The organism is Heyndrickxia faecalis (genome assembly GCF_040267745.1).
GTDB lineage: Bacteria > Bacillota > Bacilli > Bacillales > Bacillaceae_C > Weizmannia > Weizmannia faecalis.
In genome coordinates, this window is sequence record NZ_CP158453.1 from 2,147,955 (window position 1) to 2,165,076 (window position 17,122).

At 48.5% G+C, this 17,122-nt stretch carries 18 protein-coding genes and 1 pseudogene; 3 read left to right on the forward strand and 16 right to left on the reverse strand.

Annotated elements, in window-relative coordinates:
* Positions 1 to 8: 8 nt before the first annotated feature.
* Both ABR335_RS10460 and ABR335_RS10465 read right to left on the reverse strand, forming a co-directional pair.
* Positions 9 to 650, reverse strand: a complete 642-nt coding sequence (locus ABR335_RS10460) for a hypothetical protein (protein ID WP_014098456.1) — start codon at positions 648 to 650, stop codon at positions 9 to 11.
* A gap of 86 nt (positions 651 to 736) precedes the next feature.
* Positions 737 to 955, reverse strand: a complete 219-nt coding sequence (locus ABR335_RS10465) for a YozE family protein (RefSeq protein ID WP_014098457.1) — start codon at positions 953 to 955, stop codon at positions 737 to 739.
* A gap of 178 nt (positions 956 to 1,133) precedes the next feature.
* Here ABR335_RS10465 and ABR335_RS10470 point away from each other — a divergent pair, with 178 nt between their 5' ends.
* Positions 1,134 to 2,930, forward strand: a complete 1,797-nt coding sequence (locus ABR335_RS10470; RefSeq protein ID WP_035188542.1) for a methyl-accepting chemotaxis protein — start codon at positions 1,134 to 1,136, stop codon at positions 2,928 to 2,930.
* A gap of 48 nt (positions 2,931 to 2,978) precedes the next feature.
* On the opposite strand, the pseudogene ABR335_RS16825 reads toward ABR335_RS10470, so the two are convergent.
* The 3 genes and pseudogenes from ABR335_RS16825 to msrA form a co-directional block, all read right to left on the reverse strand.
* A pseudogene (locus tag ABR335_RS16825) lies at positions 2,979 to 3,068 on the reverse strand (YjcZ family sporulation protein); the annotation flags it as partial.
* Positions 3,069 to 3,258: 190 nt separating this feature from the next.
* Positions 3,259 to 3,681: a peptide-methionine (R)-S-oxide reductase MsrB gene (gene msrB / locus ABR335_RS10480; protein ID WP_017550782.1), complete on the reverse strand. Its 423-nt coding sequence runs from the start codon at positions 3,679 to 3,681 to the stop codon at positions 3,259 to 3,261.
* Positions 3,671 to 4,207: a peptide-methionine (S)-S-oxide reductase MsrA gene (msrA, locus tag ABR335_RS10485; protein WP_017550781.1), complete on the reverse strand. Its 537-nt coding sequence runs from the start codon at positions 4,205 to 4,207 to the stop codon at positions 3,671 to 3,673. Before msrA ends, msrB begins: the two co-directional genes overlap by 11 nt.
* A gap of 134 nt (positions 4,208 to 4,341) precedes the next feature.
* Between msrA and ABR335_RS10490 the strand changes: the two genes are divergently transcribed.
* The gene (locus tag ABR335_RS10490) at positions 4,342 to 5,718 is read left to right on the forward strand and encodes an RsmF rRNA methyltransferase first C-terminal domain-containing protein (RefSeq protein WP_061565813.1); all 1,377 of its coding nucleotides are present in this window, start codon (positions 4,342 to 4,344) and stop codon (positions 5,716 to 5,718) included.
* Between the two features lie 145 nt (positions 5,719 to 5,863).
* On the opposite strand, the gene ABR335_RS10495 is transcribed toward ABR335_RS10490, so the two are convergent.
* Both ABR335_RS10495 and ABR335_RS10500 read right to left on the reverse strand, forming a co-directional pair.
* Complete coding sequence (locus ABR335_RS10495) at positions 5,864 to 6,421, reverse strand: YpmS family protein (RefSeq protein ID WP_017550779.1); 558 nt, start codon at positions 6,419 to 6,421, stop codon at positions 5,864 to 5,866.
* Between the two features lie 26 nt (positions 6,422 to 6,447).
* Entirely contained in the window at positions 6,448 to 7,221 is a 774-nt protein-coding gene (locus tag ABR335_RS10500) for an SGNH/GDSL hydrolase family protein (RefSeq protein WP_017550778.1), read from the reverse strand.
* 180 nt (positions 7,222 to 7,401) lie between these two features.
* On the opposite strand from ABR335_RS10500, the gene trhA reads away from it, so the two are divergent.
* The gene (trhA, locus tag ABR335_RS10505) at positions 7,402 to 8,040 is read left to right on the forward strand and encodes a PAQR family membrane homeostasis protein TrhA (protein ID WP_017550777.1); all 639 of its coding nucleotides are present in this window, start codon (positions 7,402 to 7,404) and stop codon (positions 8,038 to 8,040) included.
* A 40-nt stretch (positions 8,041 to 8,080) separates the two neighbouring features.
* Here trhA and ABR335_RS10510 read toward each other — a convergent pair whose 3' ends face one another.
* From ABR335_RS10510 to ABR335_RS10550, 9 genes are all read right to left on the reverse strand, one after another.
* Positions 8,081 to 8,569 (reverse strand): dihydrofolate reductase, encoded by a 489-nt coding sequence (locus ABR335_RS10510; protein WP_017550776.1) that lies wholly within the window; start codon positions 8,567 to 8,569, stop codon positions 8,081 to 8,083.
* A complete protein-coding gene (locus ABR335_RS10515) occupies positions 8,566 to 9,360 on the reverse strand; it encodes a thymidylate synthase (protein WP_026104540.1) in 795 nt (264 codons plus the stop codon). Before ABR335_RS10515 ends, ABR335_RS10510 begins: the two co-directional genes overlap by 4 nt.
* Positions 9,361 to 9,670: 310 nt before the next feature.
* Positions 9,671 to 10,249, reverse strand: a complete 579-nt coding sequence (locus tag ABR335_RS10520; RefSeq protein WP_017550773.1) for a YpjP family protein — start codon at positions 10,247 to 10,249, stop codon at positions 9,671 to 9,673.
* Positions 10,250 to 10,359: 110 nt separating this feature from the next.
* On the reverse strand, positions 10,360 to 10,797 hold the full coding sequence (locus tag ABR335_RS10525; RefSeq protein ID WP_017550772.1) for a BrxA/BrxB family bacilliredoxin: 438 nt from the start codon (positions 10,795 to 10,797) through the stop codon (positions 10,360 to 10,362).
* 18 nt (positions 10,798 to 10,815) lie between these two features.
* Complete coding sequence (locus ABR335_RS10530) at positions 10,816 to 11,940, reverse strand: conserved virulence factor C family protein (RefSeq protein ID WP_276211115.1); 1,125 nt, start codon at positions 11,938 to 11,940, stop codon at positions 10,816 to 10,818.
* 251 nt (positions 11,941 to 12,191) lie between these two features.
* Positions 12,192 to 14,075: an ABC-F family ATP-binding cassette domain-containing protein gene (locus ABR335_RS10535; protein ID WP_014098470.1), complete on the reverse strand. Its 1,884-nt coding sequence runs from the start codon at positions 14,073 to 14,075 to the stop codon at positions 12,192 to 12,194.
* On the reverse strand, positions 14,072 to 14,722 hold the full coding sequence (locus ABR335_RS10540) for an HD domain-containing protein (protein ID WP_035185082.1): 651 nt from the start codon (positions 14,720 to 14,722) through the stop codon (positions 14,072 to 14,074). The genes ABR335_RS10535 and ABR335_RS10540 overlap by 4 nt, the downstream gene beginning before the upstream one ends.
* Before the next feature lie 83 nt (positions 14,723 to 14,805).
* Positions 14,806 to 15,306, reverse strand: a complete 501-nt coding sequence (locus ABR335_RS10545) for a hypothetical protein (protein ID WP_026683684.1) — start codon at positions 15,304 to 15,306, stop codon at positions 14,806 to 14,808.
* A gap of 14 nt (positions 15,307 to 15,320) precedes the next feature.
* Positions 15,321 to 17,006: a formate--tetrahydrofolate ligase gene (locus tag ABR335_RS10550; RefSeq protein WP_035185072.1), complete on the reverse strand. Its 1,686-nt coding sequence runs from the start codon at positions 17,004 to 17,006 to the stop codon at positions 15,321 to 15,323.
* Between the last annotated feature and the right edge of the window lie 116 nt (positions 17,007 to 17,122).

Consider the following 17,122-nt stretch of genomic DNA (forward strand, 5'->3'; position numbering starts at 1 on the left):
CCGCTAAACTAATCCGGGCCGCCGTGCGCCGAAAGAACCTGGATTTGCATTTTGACCGCCTCAAGCATGGCCCTGTATGCCTCATCACCAAACAGGTTTAACAGTAGCGCATAATCATTATACATATCGAGCAGGCGGTCGATTTTTTCCTGCGTTTTCAAGTCGGAAGTGACAAGCTGATACAGGGGGCTGCTTTTCATCGGGTAAAAAAATTGATAACGGCTGACAAACGAATCGGCCTGCCCGGCATCGGCGATTAACAAAAGTTCTTCTTCATCCGCTTCAAGCCATTCGCCCTTTGGAATGCTGACCATTTCATAAATCACATCTTCCCATGCATCTTCTGCATACCGCCAAATCTCCGTGCGGAAACCAACAATTTTAAAAAGAACGCCGCCATAGCCTTTTACTTTTACAATATCCCCGATAAAAAATTTCAATTCTATATTGACTTCCTCTTTCTTATACAGAATCCCGTCATATTCTTCCAGGCGGGCGAGGCTTTGTTCGGCTAGGAGGCCTTCCCGGTCATTGACCACATAGAAATACCCTCCTTCCAGCTGTCTCACAGCCGTAATTTTTCCCACCGTCCCGTATACTTTTACGACCACTGTATCTCCAACTTGAAACTTCGGCGCTTTTGCATCCATTTTTCATGCTCCTTGAAAACGAAACACGTTTTACTTCATTCTATGCATGCGCTCCGGAAAAAGCGAACAGCACAATTTTCGGCCGGTTATTTGCTTTCGCCTTTATAAATCTCCCATGCCCGATCAAAAACCGACATTGACGGGATATAATGCCCGTTTAATTCGAGATAGGAACTGATTTCATGATAGTTGGTTGAATGTTTCGGAAAACTGTGATCATTGTATGCCCCATTGGCAAAAACCGTCAACTCGTCACGGAGATGCGGATCCCTATATCTCATTAAAAACTGGTAAAAAGATTTCATAAGTATCCCCCAAAATGATTTTTACTCCAATATAGCGGATCGTCTCCCCCGCGTAAAGTAGAAAGGGTGGCATTACGGGAAGAGGAAGTTTTTACAAAAAACTAGAAAAAGATAGAAAACATGTTTAAAATATAGATGATGATTTGCGGTTCACAGGGTAAAAAGGAGGGGCTTTTGATTGAATAAAAGGAACATTTTTGCAATAAGAAAGCAAAAAAGCGAGAAACGGAAAAATTCCCGTCCGAACCGCCAGCTGCATCGGCTTCCCCTTTATTATTTGCAGACGATCAGGGGAAAAATTGTGATTTCATTCGGGGTTTTAACCGTCTTGCTCATTGTATTAACCGTCACTTCATACATAAACATGCGCGAGCTGGAGAATGAAATCAATCATGTTGTCCAGCATGACCTCGCCGTGCACGATCGTGTCCAAAGCCTGCTCAATCAGACCGGCGAAATTGAAACGGGCGCCCTGAATTACGCCATTTCCGGAAATGAAGCTGCGTTACGGCCGTATGACCAGGGGAAACAGGAAGCCAGCAGCACGTTAAGCCGCTTGCAAAAAATGCTGAAAGATGACCGGTTGCAGAGCCAAAAACTCGAAAAAATTTCGGAAGCCTATAATTTCTGGGTAGGAACAGTTGACCGGGTTGTCGAAGCAAGGCAGTACGGGTCGGAACAAGAAGCGGTTGCACAAGTGAAGGATTCCCAGGCATCCGACTACATGAAAAATTTGAAAAGCAGCATCCATGATTTGCTGATAAGCACCACACAGGCATCAGAAAGCCGGATCGGCGACTTGCATCGTTCCGTCCTGATTGCGCGGATCGTAACCGTCACCCTTTCCTTGCTTGCCATCGTGCTGGCTGTCATGCTCAGCATCAGCCTAACGAAAAACATCAAATCGAGCACGAGAAAAATCAGCCGGTCGATTTTGGGAATCGCAGATGCCGGCGGGGATTTGACAAGGCGGATTGAAGTGACGTCCAATGACGAACTGGCAAAACTGGCAAGAGATACAAACCAGCTGATAGACGGCATTGCCCGGCTTGTAAAAGAAGTATCCGCGATGGCGGAAAGTGTCTCTGCCTCAAGCGAAGAACTGCTCGCTTCTTCTGAAGAAACATCGAAAACGATCCAGTCGATTGCGGAAACAGCCAATGAAATCGCGGCAGACAGCGAACAAACTTCTTCCAAGATGGATACATCCTTATCGAAAATGAAGTCGCTTGAAGAAGTGGTCGATACGCTTTTCCGGCAGGCGGAAACGGTAAAACAGGCTTCGCTCCATATGAAAGAATCGGCAGAAAAAGGCAGCCGGTCCATTATGGAAACGTCCGGCAAAATGAAGAGCATTGAAGCGATCATGACAAATACGAGCAAAACGGTAGAGGCGCTCGGTGGAAAGTCGGATGATATTACAAAGATCATTATGACGATCACCGGGATTGCCAAACAAACCAATTTGCTTGCATTGAATGCGGCAATCGAGGCAGCCAGGGCCGGGGAGCACGGGCGCGGCTTTGCCGTCGTAGCAGATGAAGTCAGAAAACTGGCCGAACAATCCCAGTCTGCTGCCCAGGAAGTCACGAATATTGTGCGTTCGATCCAAAAAGAAATTAGCACCATTATCGGCCAGAATCAGGAAGGGGTAGAGGCGGTTACTTCCGGCGTGCAAATTTCCAATGAAACGATGCACTCGCTAGAAGTCATTCAAAAACAAACGAATGAAACGACAAATGTCATTATTGACATGGCCGCCCAAATTGAAAAAACGCAAAAACTTTCTGTCGATGTCGCCAATTCGTTCGATGCCGTCAGCAAGATTGCCATGAATACCGCGGCAAATACGGAAATGACCGCAGCAAGTACCGAGGAAGGGTCTGCATCGATGGAAGAAGTCACAGCCGCAGCCTCGGAGTTGTCAAAGCAGGCAGAAAACCTGCGCAAGCTGATCGGAAACTTTAAAATATAAAAGGGACACGAAAAAAGCCCAGGGCATAGCCCTGGGCTTTTTTCATTTTTAATTGGGGCCGATCCAGCATGCGCCGATAATGATCAGCAAAATAAACAGCACAACAATTAAAGCAAAGCCGTTTCTGTGTCCTGCAAAGCCCCAGCCGTAACCGGAACCGACCGAACCAGACCCATAACCGTATCCGTAGCCGCAGCAGGGGTCATATGCAGGGTAAGCACCTTCATGGCCGTAATACATCCCATTCACTCCTCAAAAAAACTGTTTTTCTGTACAGTGCATCGTATGGGATACGGGCCCGTTTTGTATGTGCATCCGCCCAGCCGGCTTATTCTTTTTCTTCAAAGAGCGCAAGATACTCCCCATATCCTTCTTCCTCAAGCTTTTCTTTCGGAATAAAACGCATCGCGGCTGAATTCATGCAGTACCGAAGATGCGCAGGGCCTGGCCCATCCGGAAACACATGGCCCAAATGCGCGTCAGACGCCTTGCTTCTCACTTCCGTACGAATCATGCCGTGGCTCGTATCAAGCCGTTCGGTAAGTTGGCCGGCATCAATCGGTTTTGTAAAACTCGGCCAGCCGCAGCCTGCATCATATTTATCTTTTGAACTGAACAGCGGTTTTCCGGAAATAACATCGACATAAATACCGTCGCGGAACTCGTTCCAGTATTCATTTTGAAACGGCGGTTCCGTTCCGTTTTTCCGCGTCACTTCATATTGCAAAGGCGTCAGTTTTTCATCCTTCATGTTCATCCCTCCAATGGTTGCGGATAAATGCGGCCCTGCCTGAACCTTGCCGGTAAGCCTCGTAATGGGTCGGATTTTTCCGGTAATAATCCTGATGGTAACTTTCCGCCGGATAAAAGGCAGAAGCCGGTTCAATTGTGACAGCAATCGGCTTTTTAAACCGCCCGCTCTCTTCCAGCCGTTTTTTTGAAGCTTCCGCCGCCTGCCGCTGGGCTTCGTTTTGATAGAAAATAACCGGCCGGTAAGAGCCCCCCCTGTCGTAAAACTGCCCGCCTGCATCTGTCGGGTCAATTTGCCGCCAGTAAATGTCAAGCAGCTTTTCGTAAGGAAAAACTTCCGGATCAAACGTAATTTCAACAGCTTCTGTATGCCCGGTCGCACCGGAGCACACTTCCTCATATGTCGGGTTCGGCTTTGTTCCGCCTGTGTACCCAGAAACAACTTTTTGAATGCCGGGCAATTGGTCAAAAGGATGGACCATGCACCAGAAGCATCCGCCGGCAAAAATCGCGGTTTCCTCTGCCATGCGGCTCCCCCCTTTATAAAAGATTATTTTTTATTTTACCTGTTGATGTTGTTTTCATCCAGTTTCGTGACTGCAAGCCCCGATTTCATTATAATGGATCATAGCGGCGATTTTAACGGAAAGGGGTCTCATGATTGGAATTACCTGAAACCTTTATGGAAAAGATGGGGAAGCTGCTTGGAAAGGAAGCCGATGATTTTTTCCGCTCCTATGAAAAACCGCGGGCGTCCGGATTGCGCCTGAATCCGACAAAAGTGAGCGAAACGGAATGGCATGCGCACAACCCTTTCCATTTGGAAAAAATTCCTTTTGCCTCCGGTTATTATTTTGATGAAGAAAAAGACAAGCCTGGAAAACACCCGTACCATGCCGCCGGGCTCTATTATATCCAGGAGCCGAGCGCGATGTTTATCGCAGGGCAGCTCGGACTTGAAAAAGGCGATAAAGTGCTTGATTTATGCGCCGCGCCGGGGGGCAAATCGACGCAAATTGCATCTGGAATCGGCGAAAACGGATTTCTGCTTGCAAATGAAATCCATCCGAAGCGGGTGCGCGCGCTTTCTGAAAATATTGAACGGCTTGGGTTCTCCAATACCGTTGTGACAAACGAAACGCCTGAAAAACTGAGCCGGCATTTCGAAAACTATTTCGATAAAATTTTGGTTGACGCCCCCTGCTCCGGGGAAGGCATGTTCAGAAAAGATCCCGAAGCCGCGCGTTTCTGGAGCCAGGAACATGTCGAAGCGTGCGCGCAAAAACAACGCACGATCTTGGAGCATGCCTTGAAGATGCTAAAGCCCGGCGGCACCCTTGTTTATTCGACCTGCACCTTTTCTCCGGAAGAAAACGAACAGACAATTGAAGCTTTTTTGGCGCGGCATGAAGACATGGCACTGGTGCCGATTCCCCATGAACACGGCGTTGGACCGGGAAAGCCGGAATGGGCAACAGAAAAGCGGAAAGATTTGTCCAATGCGGCGCGTTTATGGCCGCACCGCTTAAAAGGCGAAGGACATTTTGCTGCAAAAATGCGCAAACACGCGGAGGAAACGGGGCAAAAGGTGCCGCTTGAAAAGGGCATGAAGCTTTCAAAGCAACAGGAAAAAGACTGGACAACCTTTGCCAAAAACACCCTCGAGCATTTTGACCCGGGCAGGCGCTCCTTTTTTCTGTATAAAAACGAGCTTTTCCTGCTGCCTTTTAACTGCCCGCAGTTAAAGGGGCTCCATCTTGTCCGGTGCGGCCTGCATCTCGGTACTTTCAAAAAAAATCGATTTGAACCGAATCACGCGCTCGCGCTTTCCCTGAAAGCCGGACAATGCAAACACCGGATGGACCTTCGCGCCGAAAGCAGTGAATGCATCCGCTATTTAAAAGGGGAGACACTACCGGGAACAAGCGAGAACCGCGGCTGGATCTTGATCACGGTGGACGGTTTTCCGCTCGGCTGGAGCAAAGAAGCGGGCGGCATTTTGAAAAACTTTTATCCGAAAGGGTTAAGGATCGTTTAAAACCCGTGTAATGCGCCCAGACAAGTGTTTTGGTGCCGTTTACGTCCGCGTCAAGATCGTTTAAAATCCGTATCATGTACACAGGCGGCGGCGAAACCTTCTGTGGCATATTGAAAAGCCGGCTTTTAAAGGCCGGCTTTTTGCTTTATTTTGGAAATCCAAGTGTAAACGAGATGTCATCATGCTGCAAATCAAATTCGTTGACTTTCACCTTGGCGCCGTTTTCCAGCTTCATATTTTGCAGCTGGACATACACCAGTTTTTCGCCCGGCTGGATGATCACCCATTTCGGCAGATGGTAGGTCGTTTTGACGAATTGTAAAATATAGGATACCGGGAGATGGACGGAACCGAGGGATACCGATTTTTGTTTTAAAACGAGATCCCCGTTCTTTAACGCTTTCGGCTTAAACGTCATCTTGTACTGCATTTTTTCAGAAAAGACCCCGACAGTTCCATAGTAGACGACTTCATCATTTAAAAGCACTTTCCCTTTTATTTTTTCTTCCCGCAAATAACGGTTAATGAGCGCCGTTAAGTCCGCCTTGTTTGTCTCTACCCGCAAATCAATCGTTTTTCCGGTTTTTTCCGGTTTGGGCACGCGGCCATCCGGCACAAAAAGAAAAAAGGAAAGCACAAGTACAAAGGCCACAACCACTGAAGCCAGTGCAAAAAAAGCGATTTTCCATGGGTTTCTTTTCACGCAAGCATCATTCCTTTACCACTTTGCTATTTTGGAATCCCCAAAAAATTCCCTTTCAGGAGATACCGGTAAATCCGTTTCGACATCCGTTTATACCCTTCATCGTTCGGATGGAAATGATCGTCATAAAGCAATTCATCTTCGTTGTTCTCAAAAATATCTGCAACTGGGATAAAAATGGTATTTTTATAGCGCGATGCCACCTCTTTGCTGGCATCATTCCAGGCTGCAAGCATTTGGTCCACTTCTTTTATATCGGTCAGCCACTTCGAAAAAGGGTTATAGAGCCCGACGAGCGCAATCTTTACATCCGGATTGATCGCGCGGATGCGGCGGAAAATTTGATCGAGCCGTTGTTTGTACCCTGGAATGGCCGCCTCAAACTCCTGCTTGTTTAAATTGGAAATATTTTCACGGAGCACTTTCATCATATCATTGCCGCCGATGGTAATCATAACAACATCTGAATCCTTGATGGACTTCCGAATTTTTTCATCCTGGAGCCGGGCAAGCAATTGGTCGGTCCGGTTCCCTTTTACGCCATAATTGGCAATGGTGGTTTTTTTCACACCCTTTAAGGCGTCCAGTTCATTTTTCAAGTAATAGGTGTAACCGCCGCGCCCTTTGCTGTCGCCTACGCCTTCAGTCAGGGAGTCCCCGATCGAGACGATGTGCAGCGGAACGGGCACCATCTTTTTTTCGTTGCTTGCCGGTTTAAACAACAGGCCGGTTATGCCGTGTGAACAGCCCGATAAAGCAAGCGCAACGGAAGCGAGAAGAGGAATGAACCATTTTTTCATTTTTGACACCACTTAGCCTTTCTGAATTTACAATGTACCCATTATAACATGAAAAACGGGATCTTCTGCTGATGAATGCATAAAATTGCACCCGCTAAAGACGCAAGTTGTTTCCATTGCAGATTGCCCCGCAAAACCCTATAATAAAGAGAAGCTTAAAGACGAAGGTGGTTTAAATTTTTGACAACTTCAACACTGCTTTCATCCTGGAAACAGGAACTGGCCAATGCCGTTACGCATGGCATCGGTTTTCTGCTCAGCATTCCGGCGATGGTTATACTCGTCGTTTTCGCCGCAGAAAAGAATAACCCGCTCTATCTAGGAAGTTTTCTTGTTTTCGGGGTTTCCATGCTGCTTTTGTATTTGTTTTCCACACTGCTGCACAGCTTTTACTGGACGAAAGTGAAAACATTTCTCGCGATTCTGGACCATTCTGCCATTTACTTGTTAATTGCCGGAACGTATACGCCGATTGTGCTGATTACACTGCATGGCACTTTGGGATGGGTACTGTTTTCGGTCGTATGGGGAGTTTCTGCCATTGGCATTGCCGGAAAATGTTTTCTCATTCACCGCTTTAAATTATTGTCCACAATGCTTTACTTAATCATGGGCTGGCTGATCCTCATTGCGATTGAGCCTTTGTATAAAGGGCTTACGGCTCCGGGATTCTGGCTCCTTTTTTCAGGTGGGATCTGCTACTCGGTAGGCGCAGTGTTCTACACATGGAAAAACCTTCCTTACTCCCATGCGATCTGGCATATCTTTGTCATTGCCGGAAGCGCGTTTATGTACTTCACGATTTTATTTTATGTCTGATGGCACAGAGAAAAAACCATGGGAATGTTTCCATGGTTTTTTACCTTTTCCGTACAAATACTTGAAATTCGTAGTCATAAGGATTTTTTTCGTTTTTTATCCCTTTTGTGCTGGAAGCCATTTCCCACTCCTCCCAGTCAACAGGCGGAAAATAGGTATCGCCTTCCATGTCAGCATGTATTTTCGTCCGGTACAATTTTTCCGCTTCCTCAAGCAGCAGGGCAAAAATCTCCGCGCCGCCCGTGACAAAAATCTCACCGCCATGTGCATCCGCCCATTTTAACAGTTCTGTTTTGCCTGCGACAACGACGCAGTCTTGGGCCTTAAAATCCGGGTCTCTCGTCATCACAATATTCGTTCTGCCGGGAAGCGGCTTTCCGATCGATTCAAACGTCCGCCTTCCCATGACAACCGGATGACCCATTGTTATGTTTTTAAAATACTTCAAGTCTTCGGGAAGATGCCACGGAAGCGCATTGTTCTTTCCAATCACGCCTTTTTCATCTTCCGCCCATAAAAAGGAAATCATACACTCACCTTCCCCGGGATGTGCGGATACGGATTGTAATCTTTTAATGTAAAATCTTCGTACCGGAAGGAGAAAATGTCTTTTACTTCAGGATTCAAAACCATTTTCGGCAGCTTGCGGGGCTCCCGTGTCAGCTGCAGCTTCACTTGTTCGATATGGTTCAAGTAAATATGGGCATCGCCAAGCGTATGGACAAAGTCCCCCGGTTCCAGCCCCGTAACCTGCGCAATCATCATCGTAAGCAGCGCGTAAGAAGCAATGTTAAACGGCACGCCGAGGAAAATATCGGCCGAACGCTGGTACAGCTGGCATGACAGCTTGCCGTTTGCCACATAAAACTGGAAAAAGCAATGGCACGGCGGCAGGGCCATCCTGTCAATCTCCCCAACATTCCATGCGTTAACGATCAGGCGCCTGGAATCCGGATTGGTTTTGATTTGTTCAATGACCTGGGTGATCTGGTCGATCGTCCGCCCGTCCCGGGTTTGCCATGAACGCCATTGTTTCCCGTAAACCGGGCCGAGGTCGCCGTTTTCATCTGCCCACTCATTCCAAATGCGGACGCCGTTTTCCTGGAGGTATTTTACATTCGTATCTCCTTCAAGCATCCAGAGCAGTTCATAAATAATCGATTTCAAATGCAGTTTCTTAGTTGTCAGAAGCGGAAAACCGTCCTCCAGATGAAACCGCATTTGATGGCCGAAAACGCTGATCGTTCCGGTACCGGTCCGGTCATCTTTTTTGACGCCGTTTTCAAGCACTTCGCGGCAAAGATCTAAATATTGTTTCATCATGATTCCATCCTTTGTCATTCAAATATCCGGGTTTCTATCCTGGAAAATTGCGTTATATAAATTGAAATCCAGTTTTTACAATGGGGCAAAACCATCCATTTGCATAATTATTCCTTTTTGCGGCCGGCAACAAAGAAGCCATGTTTCGCTCATTTTACATCCTTCTGCCGGTGCTGTATTCACTGCGTTTGCAAAAAGCGCATGAAATGTTCGACTGGATGAGGTGTCCGTCTTCCACACCGCTTTAGTCTTTTATCCGTTGCAGCGCTGTCAGCTGCTGCCGCGACAAGCGTTCTTCAACCCGCCTTTATCCTTTCATCCATTGCGGCGGCATGTTTTTGCCCCAGTAAATGGTGCCAAGGTGGCGGTGCGTTTGGAAATGGTCAAAGGCTACATGGTAATGGAAATTAAAATAGTAGCCGTCGCCGGGCGGATGGTCGCGCCGGACATGGAAACGGATGATGTCTTTATTTGTTTCCGTATTGTAAATATGAAACATTTTTTCACCGGTTCCCGCACTCGGCTGGTCTGAAACAGCGAGCAGCGGTAGTTTGTCCTGCGGGTATTCCTGCAGCGTTTCCGCGATGGCGGTTTGAATGTTTGGCAAAACGGCAGCACGGAACTCGTCTTCAATAACAGGCCTGATCCTTTCCCCGAATTTCAGATAAGCCCGTTTTTCTGCATCTTCAACGAATGACCGAGCAAGCGCGGCACTGTCAATCTTGCGGCTTGTGGCAGCCGTCCGATTGGAATAAGCAGAAGTCGTTTCCGCCGTTTCATTGCCAGTTTTATAGAGATGATTCCAGATTGCATGGGAAGGGGGGACAAGGCCGAATGTTAAAACAGAAACAAGGATAACCATTGATTTTTTCAGCCAGTTTTTCACGTGATCCCCTCCATATCCCAACAGTTCGAATATGTATTTATTATATAATATTTACACAGAAAAAACAGGCCCCATTTTGCAACCGGAATGATGCAAACGGGGCCGCAATTTTATGCGCAGTGTTGGTCAAAAGCAGCATGCAGATTTTCGATGATTTCTTCGACTTCATGCCCTTCGATATCGCTTCTCGGGATAAAATGGGCCACTTCTTTCCCTTGAAGCAGCGCCACAGAAGGGGAGGAGGGTTCGATGCCGGTAAAATACTCACGCATTTTTGCCGTTGCTTCTTTGTCCTGGCCGGCAAATACCGTAACAAGATGGTCCGGCTTCTTTTCAGCCGTCCGGATTGCCTCAACAATTGCCGGACGCGCAAGCCCGGCTGCGCAGCCGCACACCGAGTTCACGACAACCAGCGTGGTGCCTTCCGCTTTTTCCATATAGGCCTCTACTTCTTCCGGTGTACGCAGTTCCGTAAACCCGTTTGCCGTCAATTCTTCCCTCATCGGGGTAATAAGCGCCCGCATGTATTCTTCATATGCCATTGACATGTTGATGTCCTCCTTTAATTATGGCTGGATTTGCCTTGCTTCTGTCATCTGCTTCCAGACCGAGCCTTTTGCTTCTTCGCCTTTTGTAATCCGCTCAATCGCCATTCTGACCTGGAGCCTGACTTCAAATTCAGGGTCGTTTTCCGCTTTCCTTAAAGCCGGTAGAGAAGCTTCGTCACCCGCTTCGTATAAAAACATGGCGGCGCGCCACCTGACAATTTTGCTTTTGTCTTTGAGCGCTTTTGCCATTTCCCCGCATGCCTCTTTGAACCCGAGATCGCTAAGACAGTCGCCTGCCGTCCGCCGCACGCTTGCATTCGCATCATGCAGACCGCGGTATAAAAGCGGCAGTACCCGCTTGTCTTTCACCATGCCCAAATACACAACGGCAAGCCGCCTGATCGATGGCTTTTCATCTCCCAAGGCTTTTTCAAGAACAGGCAAGTCGGAAAGATCAGGGTCTTCCATTTGTTCAAGGAGCCGGTACCTTTTGCGCCAGTCATCCGTTTCCAGCATGCCGGGCGTTAATTTCAATCTTTTTTTGGCAGCGGGAACCTGTTCCGGATGCTGCGCTTCATTTACAAGCCGGTTTAGCCTTTCTTTCGGATAAGCGGCAATGATTTCTTCTGTGACTTCCGCACCGATCTCTTGCATCTCTCCGTACCGCACGCCGAAGTCTTTCCATTTCCGCAAGAAAACATAATTGTCGCCTTCCAGTTGCGCAGCGGCCAGCGCCTCGGCAAAATAATCCGGCAGCCCAAAACGTTTTTCCTGTTCCCCGTCCGTCAGTTTTACCTGGAGTGGAATGCCTTTAAACATCTGGACAAACACCTGAACTTCCCCGAAATGCTCATTGGCACGAGGGCTGTTTCCGGTTTCTGTTTCCGCCTCCCCGAACACCTCACGCACTTTCGGCAAAATGTCCTGCCAGTCCGTTTTACCATGCCGCTCCACCGCGAGAAAATCCGCAACATGGTATACGCCTTTCACGCCTTCGATATCAAGAATACGGCGGATCACAGGCGGCACCCCTTCTTCCTGCCCTTTCTTATAATTGCTGCGGGCGCCGTCCGGCAGTGCTTCCGTCAATACGACTTTCATCGTATTCGGGCTCGGCGTTGGTTCAATCGCTTTAATTTTCATTTCCACACCGCCTTTCCCATTCCAGTCTACTTGCATTTTAACATAATCACAGTGGATACACGAATGAGTTGATTCTTTTCGGAAATATCAAGCGTATCTTGAAAATGGAAAACATCTTTTGCGCGTTCGTAGGCTCACCCTTTTTTCCTTTCAAAAAGCATGTTCCCGGCTACCACCTATTCCTCCAGCCCGGAAAGCGACGGACCAACTGTCACGCTTTTCCGGCAAAAAACGGGTCGCCTTCCTCAGAATTAGTTGTCGTTTTTTTCCTGCAGTTCGGAAAGATAGCTCCAGCGTTCAATAAGGCCTTCCAGCCGTTCGTTTTCTTCTTCGAGCGCTGTTGAAATTTCCTGAGCTTTGACAAAATCGGAGCCGGCTTGTTCCAATTGTTCGTTCAGTTCGGCAATGGTTTGCTCGCATGCTTCAATCTTTTCGTCTATCTCTTCCCATTCCCGTTGTTCATGATAAGACCATTTTTTTCGTTTCGGTTCCCGTTTAGGCTTTGGCACATCCGTTTTTTCCTCCTGTGCCGGCGTTTCATGCGCGATTTCGAGGTAGTCGCTGTAACGGCCGAAAAAGCGGCTGATTTTGCCGCCGCCTTCAAAAATAAGCAGCTGCTCCGCGGTTTTATCAAGAAAATAGCGGTCGTGTGAAACCGAGATGACGACGCCCGGAAACTCTCCGATATAATCTTCAAGCACGGTAAGCGTCTCCGTATCGAGATCATTCGTCGGTTCGTCCAAAAGCAGCACATTTGGCCGCGACATCAGAAGCCTGAGCAAATACAGCCTGCGCTTTTCGCCGCCCGACAGTTTTCTGACCGGGGTGCCGTGCGTGTGCATGTCAAAAAGAAATCTTTCCAGCATTTGCGCGGCGGAAATCGTTTCCCCGTCTTTTGTTGTCACCGTATCCCCCGCTTCCCGTATATACTCGATCATCCGCTTATCTTCATTCATGCCTGGCGTTTCCTGACGGTAATACGCGATTTTGACGGTCTGCCCGGTGAGGCGTTCCCCGGAATCGAGCGGAATCCTGCCAGCGAGAATGTTCATCAAAGTTGATTTTCCGCTTCCATTTTTCCCGACGATGCCGATCCGGTCACCCGGCTTTACGAGCAGGTTGAAATCCTTTAGAATCGTCTCTGAACCGAACGCTTTATTAGCATGCTGCAGTTCAAAAACCTGTTTGCCGAGGCGGCTGCCGGACAAAGCGATATCGGCTTCCTGCTGCCGGGGGCTTTTACCGAGGCTGGATTCCAGTTCTTCAAAACGCCCGATCCTTGCTTTTTGTTTTGTCGAACGCGCCTTTGCCCCGCGCTTCATCCAGGCAAGCTCCCGCCTGTACAAATTTTTCCGTTTTTCTTCCTGCTGCAGTTGCGCTTCTTCCCGCTGCGCTTTTGCTTCCATAAAATCCTGGTAATTCCCTTTGTAGCTGTACAGTTTTCCACCATTAAGCTCGAAAATCCGGTTTGCCGCCCGGTCGAGGAAATAGCGGTCATGTGTCACAAACAGGACAGAACGGGGATATTTTGCAATAAATGCTTCCAGCCACTTGACAGCCGGATAGTCGAGATGGTTGGTCGGCTCATCCAAAATCAACAAATCGGGTGTTTCCATTAATACCCGGGCAAGGGCGACCCGCTTTTTCTGTCCGCCTGACAATCCCGAAATTTTTCTGTCCAAATCGCGGATGCCAAGTTTTGAAAGGACCGTCTGTGCATTGGCGCCGGCTTCCCATGCACCGCCGGCATCCATTTCTTTTTGCAGCCGGAACAATCGATCCTGTTTGTCTGCATTTCCCGGATCCTTCCCGACTTCAAGCAGCGCCTCTTCATAGGAACGTAAAAGCGCCATAATTGGAGACTCGCTTTTATATACCTGTTCAAGGACCGTGAAGGCCGGATTCAGTTCAGGCTCCTGCGGCAAATAACCAATGGTATAATCGTTCGGCGTGCTCAGTTCCCCGCTATCCGCTTCATCCTGTCCCGCAATGATTTTCAGCAGGCTCGATTTTCCGGTGCCATTGACGCCGACAAGGCCGATCCGTTCCTGTTCCCCAATGTGGAAAGAAAGATCACCAAACAGCACTTTTTCCCCGTAAGATTTTGTCAGTCCCTGAGCTTGAAATATTTTCATCGTTCAACATTCCATTCTTTGAAAAATTCCTGTAAAAACTGCTCCATAAAGTAGTGGCGTTCTTCTGCAAGTTTTTTCGCCGTCTCAGTGTACAGCCTATCTTTTAAAAGTAATAGCTTTTCATAAAAATGATGGATCGAGGAAGTTTTCCCGTTTCGATATTCTTCTTCAGTCATTTGTTTTCTCACTGGCAGTTCCGGGTCATAGAGCGGCTGACCCTTTTTTCCGCCGTATGCGAATGCGCGAGCGATCCCAATTGCCCCGATTGCATCCAACCGGTCGGCATCACGGACAGCCATTGCCTCAAAATGCAACAGTTCTGTTTCATTGCCGCCTTTAAAAGAAATGCTTGCAACGATATTTTGAATTTGCTCTTTTTGATATTCCGCTAGCGGCAGGCTGTTTAAAAAGGCCTTCAGTTTTTTCGCCCCTTTCTGGTTGTCCGCGTTCAGCTTTACGTCCGGAATATCGTGCAAAAGGGCGCTAGCTTCAATGATAAATCGATCACCTTTTTCCTCTTTTTCCGCAATATAGAGTGCAAGCCCGCGGACACGCCTAATGTGGTGCCAGTCATGACCGGAAGCATCTCCGCTGTGGAAAGCGCGGGCGAACAGTTCAATCTGTAAAAGAACCGGATGTTTATACATAAATGCCCCTTTCTTTGCCTTCATTTTATCATGTTTTTTGGGCAAGCAAGCCAAAAGCTGCACGACAGAGCATGCAGCTTTTGTTAGACCCTCATCCGGCGCAAAGTCTTCACGGCATCTGCGGGCATCTTAAGCAAATCATCCATTAAATCTTCCGTTATCAGCCGGGCAAAATCGATGGCAACTTCTTCGGTTACACCCGAGCGTGATGAGCGGACAGTCCTTTCCTCGATGCGGCGCCGGTTGCCGTTTCCCCATGCGGAAAAGATAATCTGTTTATAATCAGCGGATCGGTCTCTGTTTTTCCAGGAAAAAGTTACGGCCGCACTGGCACCCGCTTTGGCGCCGGACGCGAGATCCAGTATTTCCGCCGCCAGCTGCCCGAGCGAAGCCGAAAGACAGATCGTTACGCTTGCTTCCTGCCATTCCGGAAGCTGAAGCGTAATGCGGTATTCCCGGGACATTTCCGCCAGGTCGACCAGGTCTTTTCTTCCGGTGATGGATGCTTCCCCTCGTAAATCAAGCTCATAGGCAGCACCTTCGAATACAGTCTTCATATTTTCAAAAGCAGTTGGGTCAAACATCGCCTGTCCCCCGTTTAAAAGAGCCCGGATGCGCGGCCGTCCGCATCAACATCCATCCGGTAAGCGGCCGGTTCTTTCGGAAGACCCGGCATGGTCAGAACGTCTCCTGTCAGGGCAACGATAAACCCGGCGCCAAGCTTCGGGACAAGTTCGCGGACATGGATCGCAAAATCATACGGACGGCACGTTTTGTGCGGGTCATCGGATAAGGAATACTGCGTTTTTGCAATACAAACAGGAAGATGTCCCCATCCGAATTGTTCAAATTCGCGGATTTGTTTTTGCGCCTTCGCGGAAAATTCGGCACCGCGGCCGCCATACACCTGACGCACAATCGCCTCTATCTTCTCTTCAATGGTTGATTCAAGCGGGTAAACCGGCCTGAATGTATGTGGCTGTTTGGCGGCTTCCAGCAGTTTGGCCGCAAGATCTATGCCACCTGCGCCCCCTTTTTCCCACACTTCCGTAAGCGACACAGGAATGCCACGTTCACTGCACCAATTTTCTAAGACAGCAATTTCCGCATCACTGTCCGATATAAACCGGTTGATGGCAACGACAAACGGCAGACCGAATGAAGCGATCGTTTCAACATGTTTTTGCAGGTTTAAAAGCCCGGCTTCAAGAGCTGCAATATTTTCTGCCGCCAAATCTTCCTTGCGCACCCCGCCGTGCATTTTTAATGCGCGGATGGTGGCGACAATCACAACGCCGTCCGGTTTCAAGCCGGCTGCCCGCGCTTTAATGTCGAGGAATTTTTCAGCACCGAGATCGGCACCAAAGCCGGCTTCCGTGACGACATAATCGGCCAGTTTCAAAGCGGTTTTGGTCGCCATCACGCTGTTGCAGCCGTGCGCAATATTGGCAAACGGGCCACCGTGGACAAGCGCCGGTGTATGTTCGATCGTCTGGACAAGATTCGGTTTCAAAGCATCTTTCAGCAATAAGGCAATCGCGCCTTCGATTCCGAGGTCACCGACGGTCACGGGTTTCTTTTCGTAATTGTAGGCTACAACGATGTTCGCAATCCGCCTTTTTAAATCTTCGAGATCTTCCGCCAGGCATAAAACGGCCATCAGTTCAGAAGCCACCGTAATGTCAAATCCGTCTTCACGGGGCACGCCCTGGCCGGGACCGCCGAGACCGACGACCACATGGCGCAGCGCCCGGTCATTTAAATCGACCGCCCGCTTCCAGACAATGCGGCGCTGGTCAATCTGCAATCGATTTCCCTGGTGGATATGATTGTCCAGCAAAGCGGAAATGGCATTATTGGCAGCGGTAATCGCATGAAAATCGCCTGTGAAATGAAGATTGATCTCTTCCATCGGCAAGACTTGTGCATAACCGCCGCCCGTTGCGCCCCCTTTCAGCCCCATGACCGGTCCGAGTGATGGCTCCCTTAAGGCAATCACGGTTTTATGGCCCAGCTGTTTTAATGCATCGCCGAGTCCGATTGTGACGGTTGACTTGCCTTCCCCAGCCGGCGTCGGATTGATGGAAGTGACAAGAAATAATTTTCCGTCTTTTTTGGTTTTAAGCTGCTTGATTTTTTCATATGTAATTTTCGCCTTGTATTTCCCGTAATATTCAAGGTCTTCTTCTGCAAGCTGCACGGTTTCCGCAATTTCTTTGATCGGTTTCAGCGAAGCATGCTGTGCAATATCAATATCCGTCTTTCCAATCGAATGGCTTGGCAATGTCAAATCCTCCGCTTCATCAAAAATCTGCTTCCATCTTCTATTCTACATACCCCTGTAGCCCATTGCACCTGAAAAAAGGATTTTTTCACCCATACCGGAAAATCGTTTGGCTC

Excerpts from the sequence above, each read along its gene's own strand:
- ABR335_RS10460 (WP_014098456.1), bottom strand. The coding sequence starts at position 650 with ATGGATGCAAAAGCGCCGAAGTTTCAAGTTGGAGATACAGTGGTCGTA.
- ABR335_RS10465 (WP_014098457.1), bottom strand. The coding sequence starts at position 955 with ATGAAATCTTTTTACCAGTTTTTAATGAGATATAGGGATCCGCATCTC.
- msrB (WP_017550782.1), bottom strand. The coding sequence starts at position 3,681 with ATGAAGGATGAAAAACTGACGCCTTTGCAATATGAAGTGACGCGGAAA.
- msrA (WP_017550781.1), bottom strand. The coding sequence starts at position 4,207 with ATGGCAGAGGAAACCGCGATTTTTGCCGGCGGATGCTTCTGGTGCATG.
- ABR335_RS10500 (WP_017550778.1), bottom strand. The coding sequence starts at position 7,221 with ATGAAAAAATGGTTCATTCCTCTTCTCGCTTCCGTTGCGCTTGCTTTA.
- ABR335_RS10510 (WP_017550776.1), bottom strand. The coding sequence starts at position 8,569 with ATGATTTCCTTTTTATGGGCGGAAGATGAAAAAGGCGTGATTGGAAAG.
- ABR335_RS10515 (WP_026104540.1), bottom strand. The coding sequence starts at position 9,360 with ATGAAACAATATTTAGATCTTTGCCGCGAAGTGCTTGAAAACGGCGTC.
- ABR335_RS10525 (WP_017550772.1), bottom strand. The coding sequence starts at position 10,797 with ATGTCAATGGCATATGAAGAATACATGCGGGCGCTTATTACCCCGATG.
- ABR335_RS10530 (WP_276211115.1), bottom strand. The coding sequence starts at position 11,940 with ATGAAAATTAAAGCGATTGAACCAACGCCGAGCCCGAATACGATGAAA.
- ABR335_RS10535 (WP_014098470.1), bottom strand. The coding sequence starts at position 14,075 with ATGAAAATATTTCAAGCTCAGGGACTGACAAAATCTTACGGGGAAAAA.
- ABR335_RS10540 (WP_035185082.1), bottom strand. The coding sequence starts at position 14,722 with ATGTATAAACATCCGGTTCTTTTACAGATTGAACTGTTCGCCCGCGCT.
- ABR335_RS10545 (WP_026683684.1), bottom strand. The coding sequence starts at position 15,306 with ATGTTTGACCCAACTGCTTTTGAAAATATGAAGACTGTATTCGAAGGT.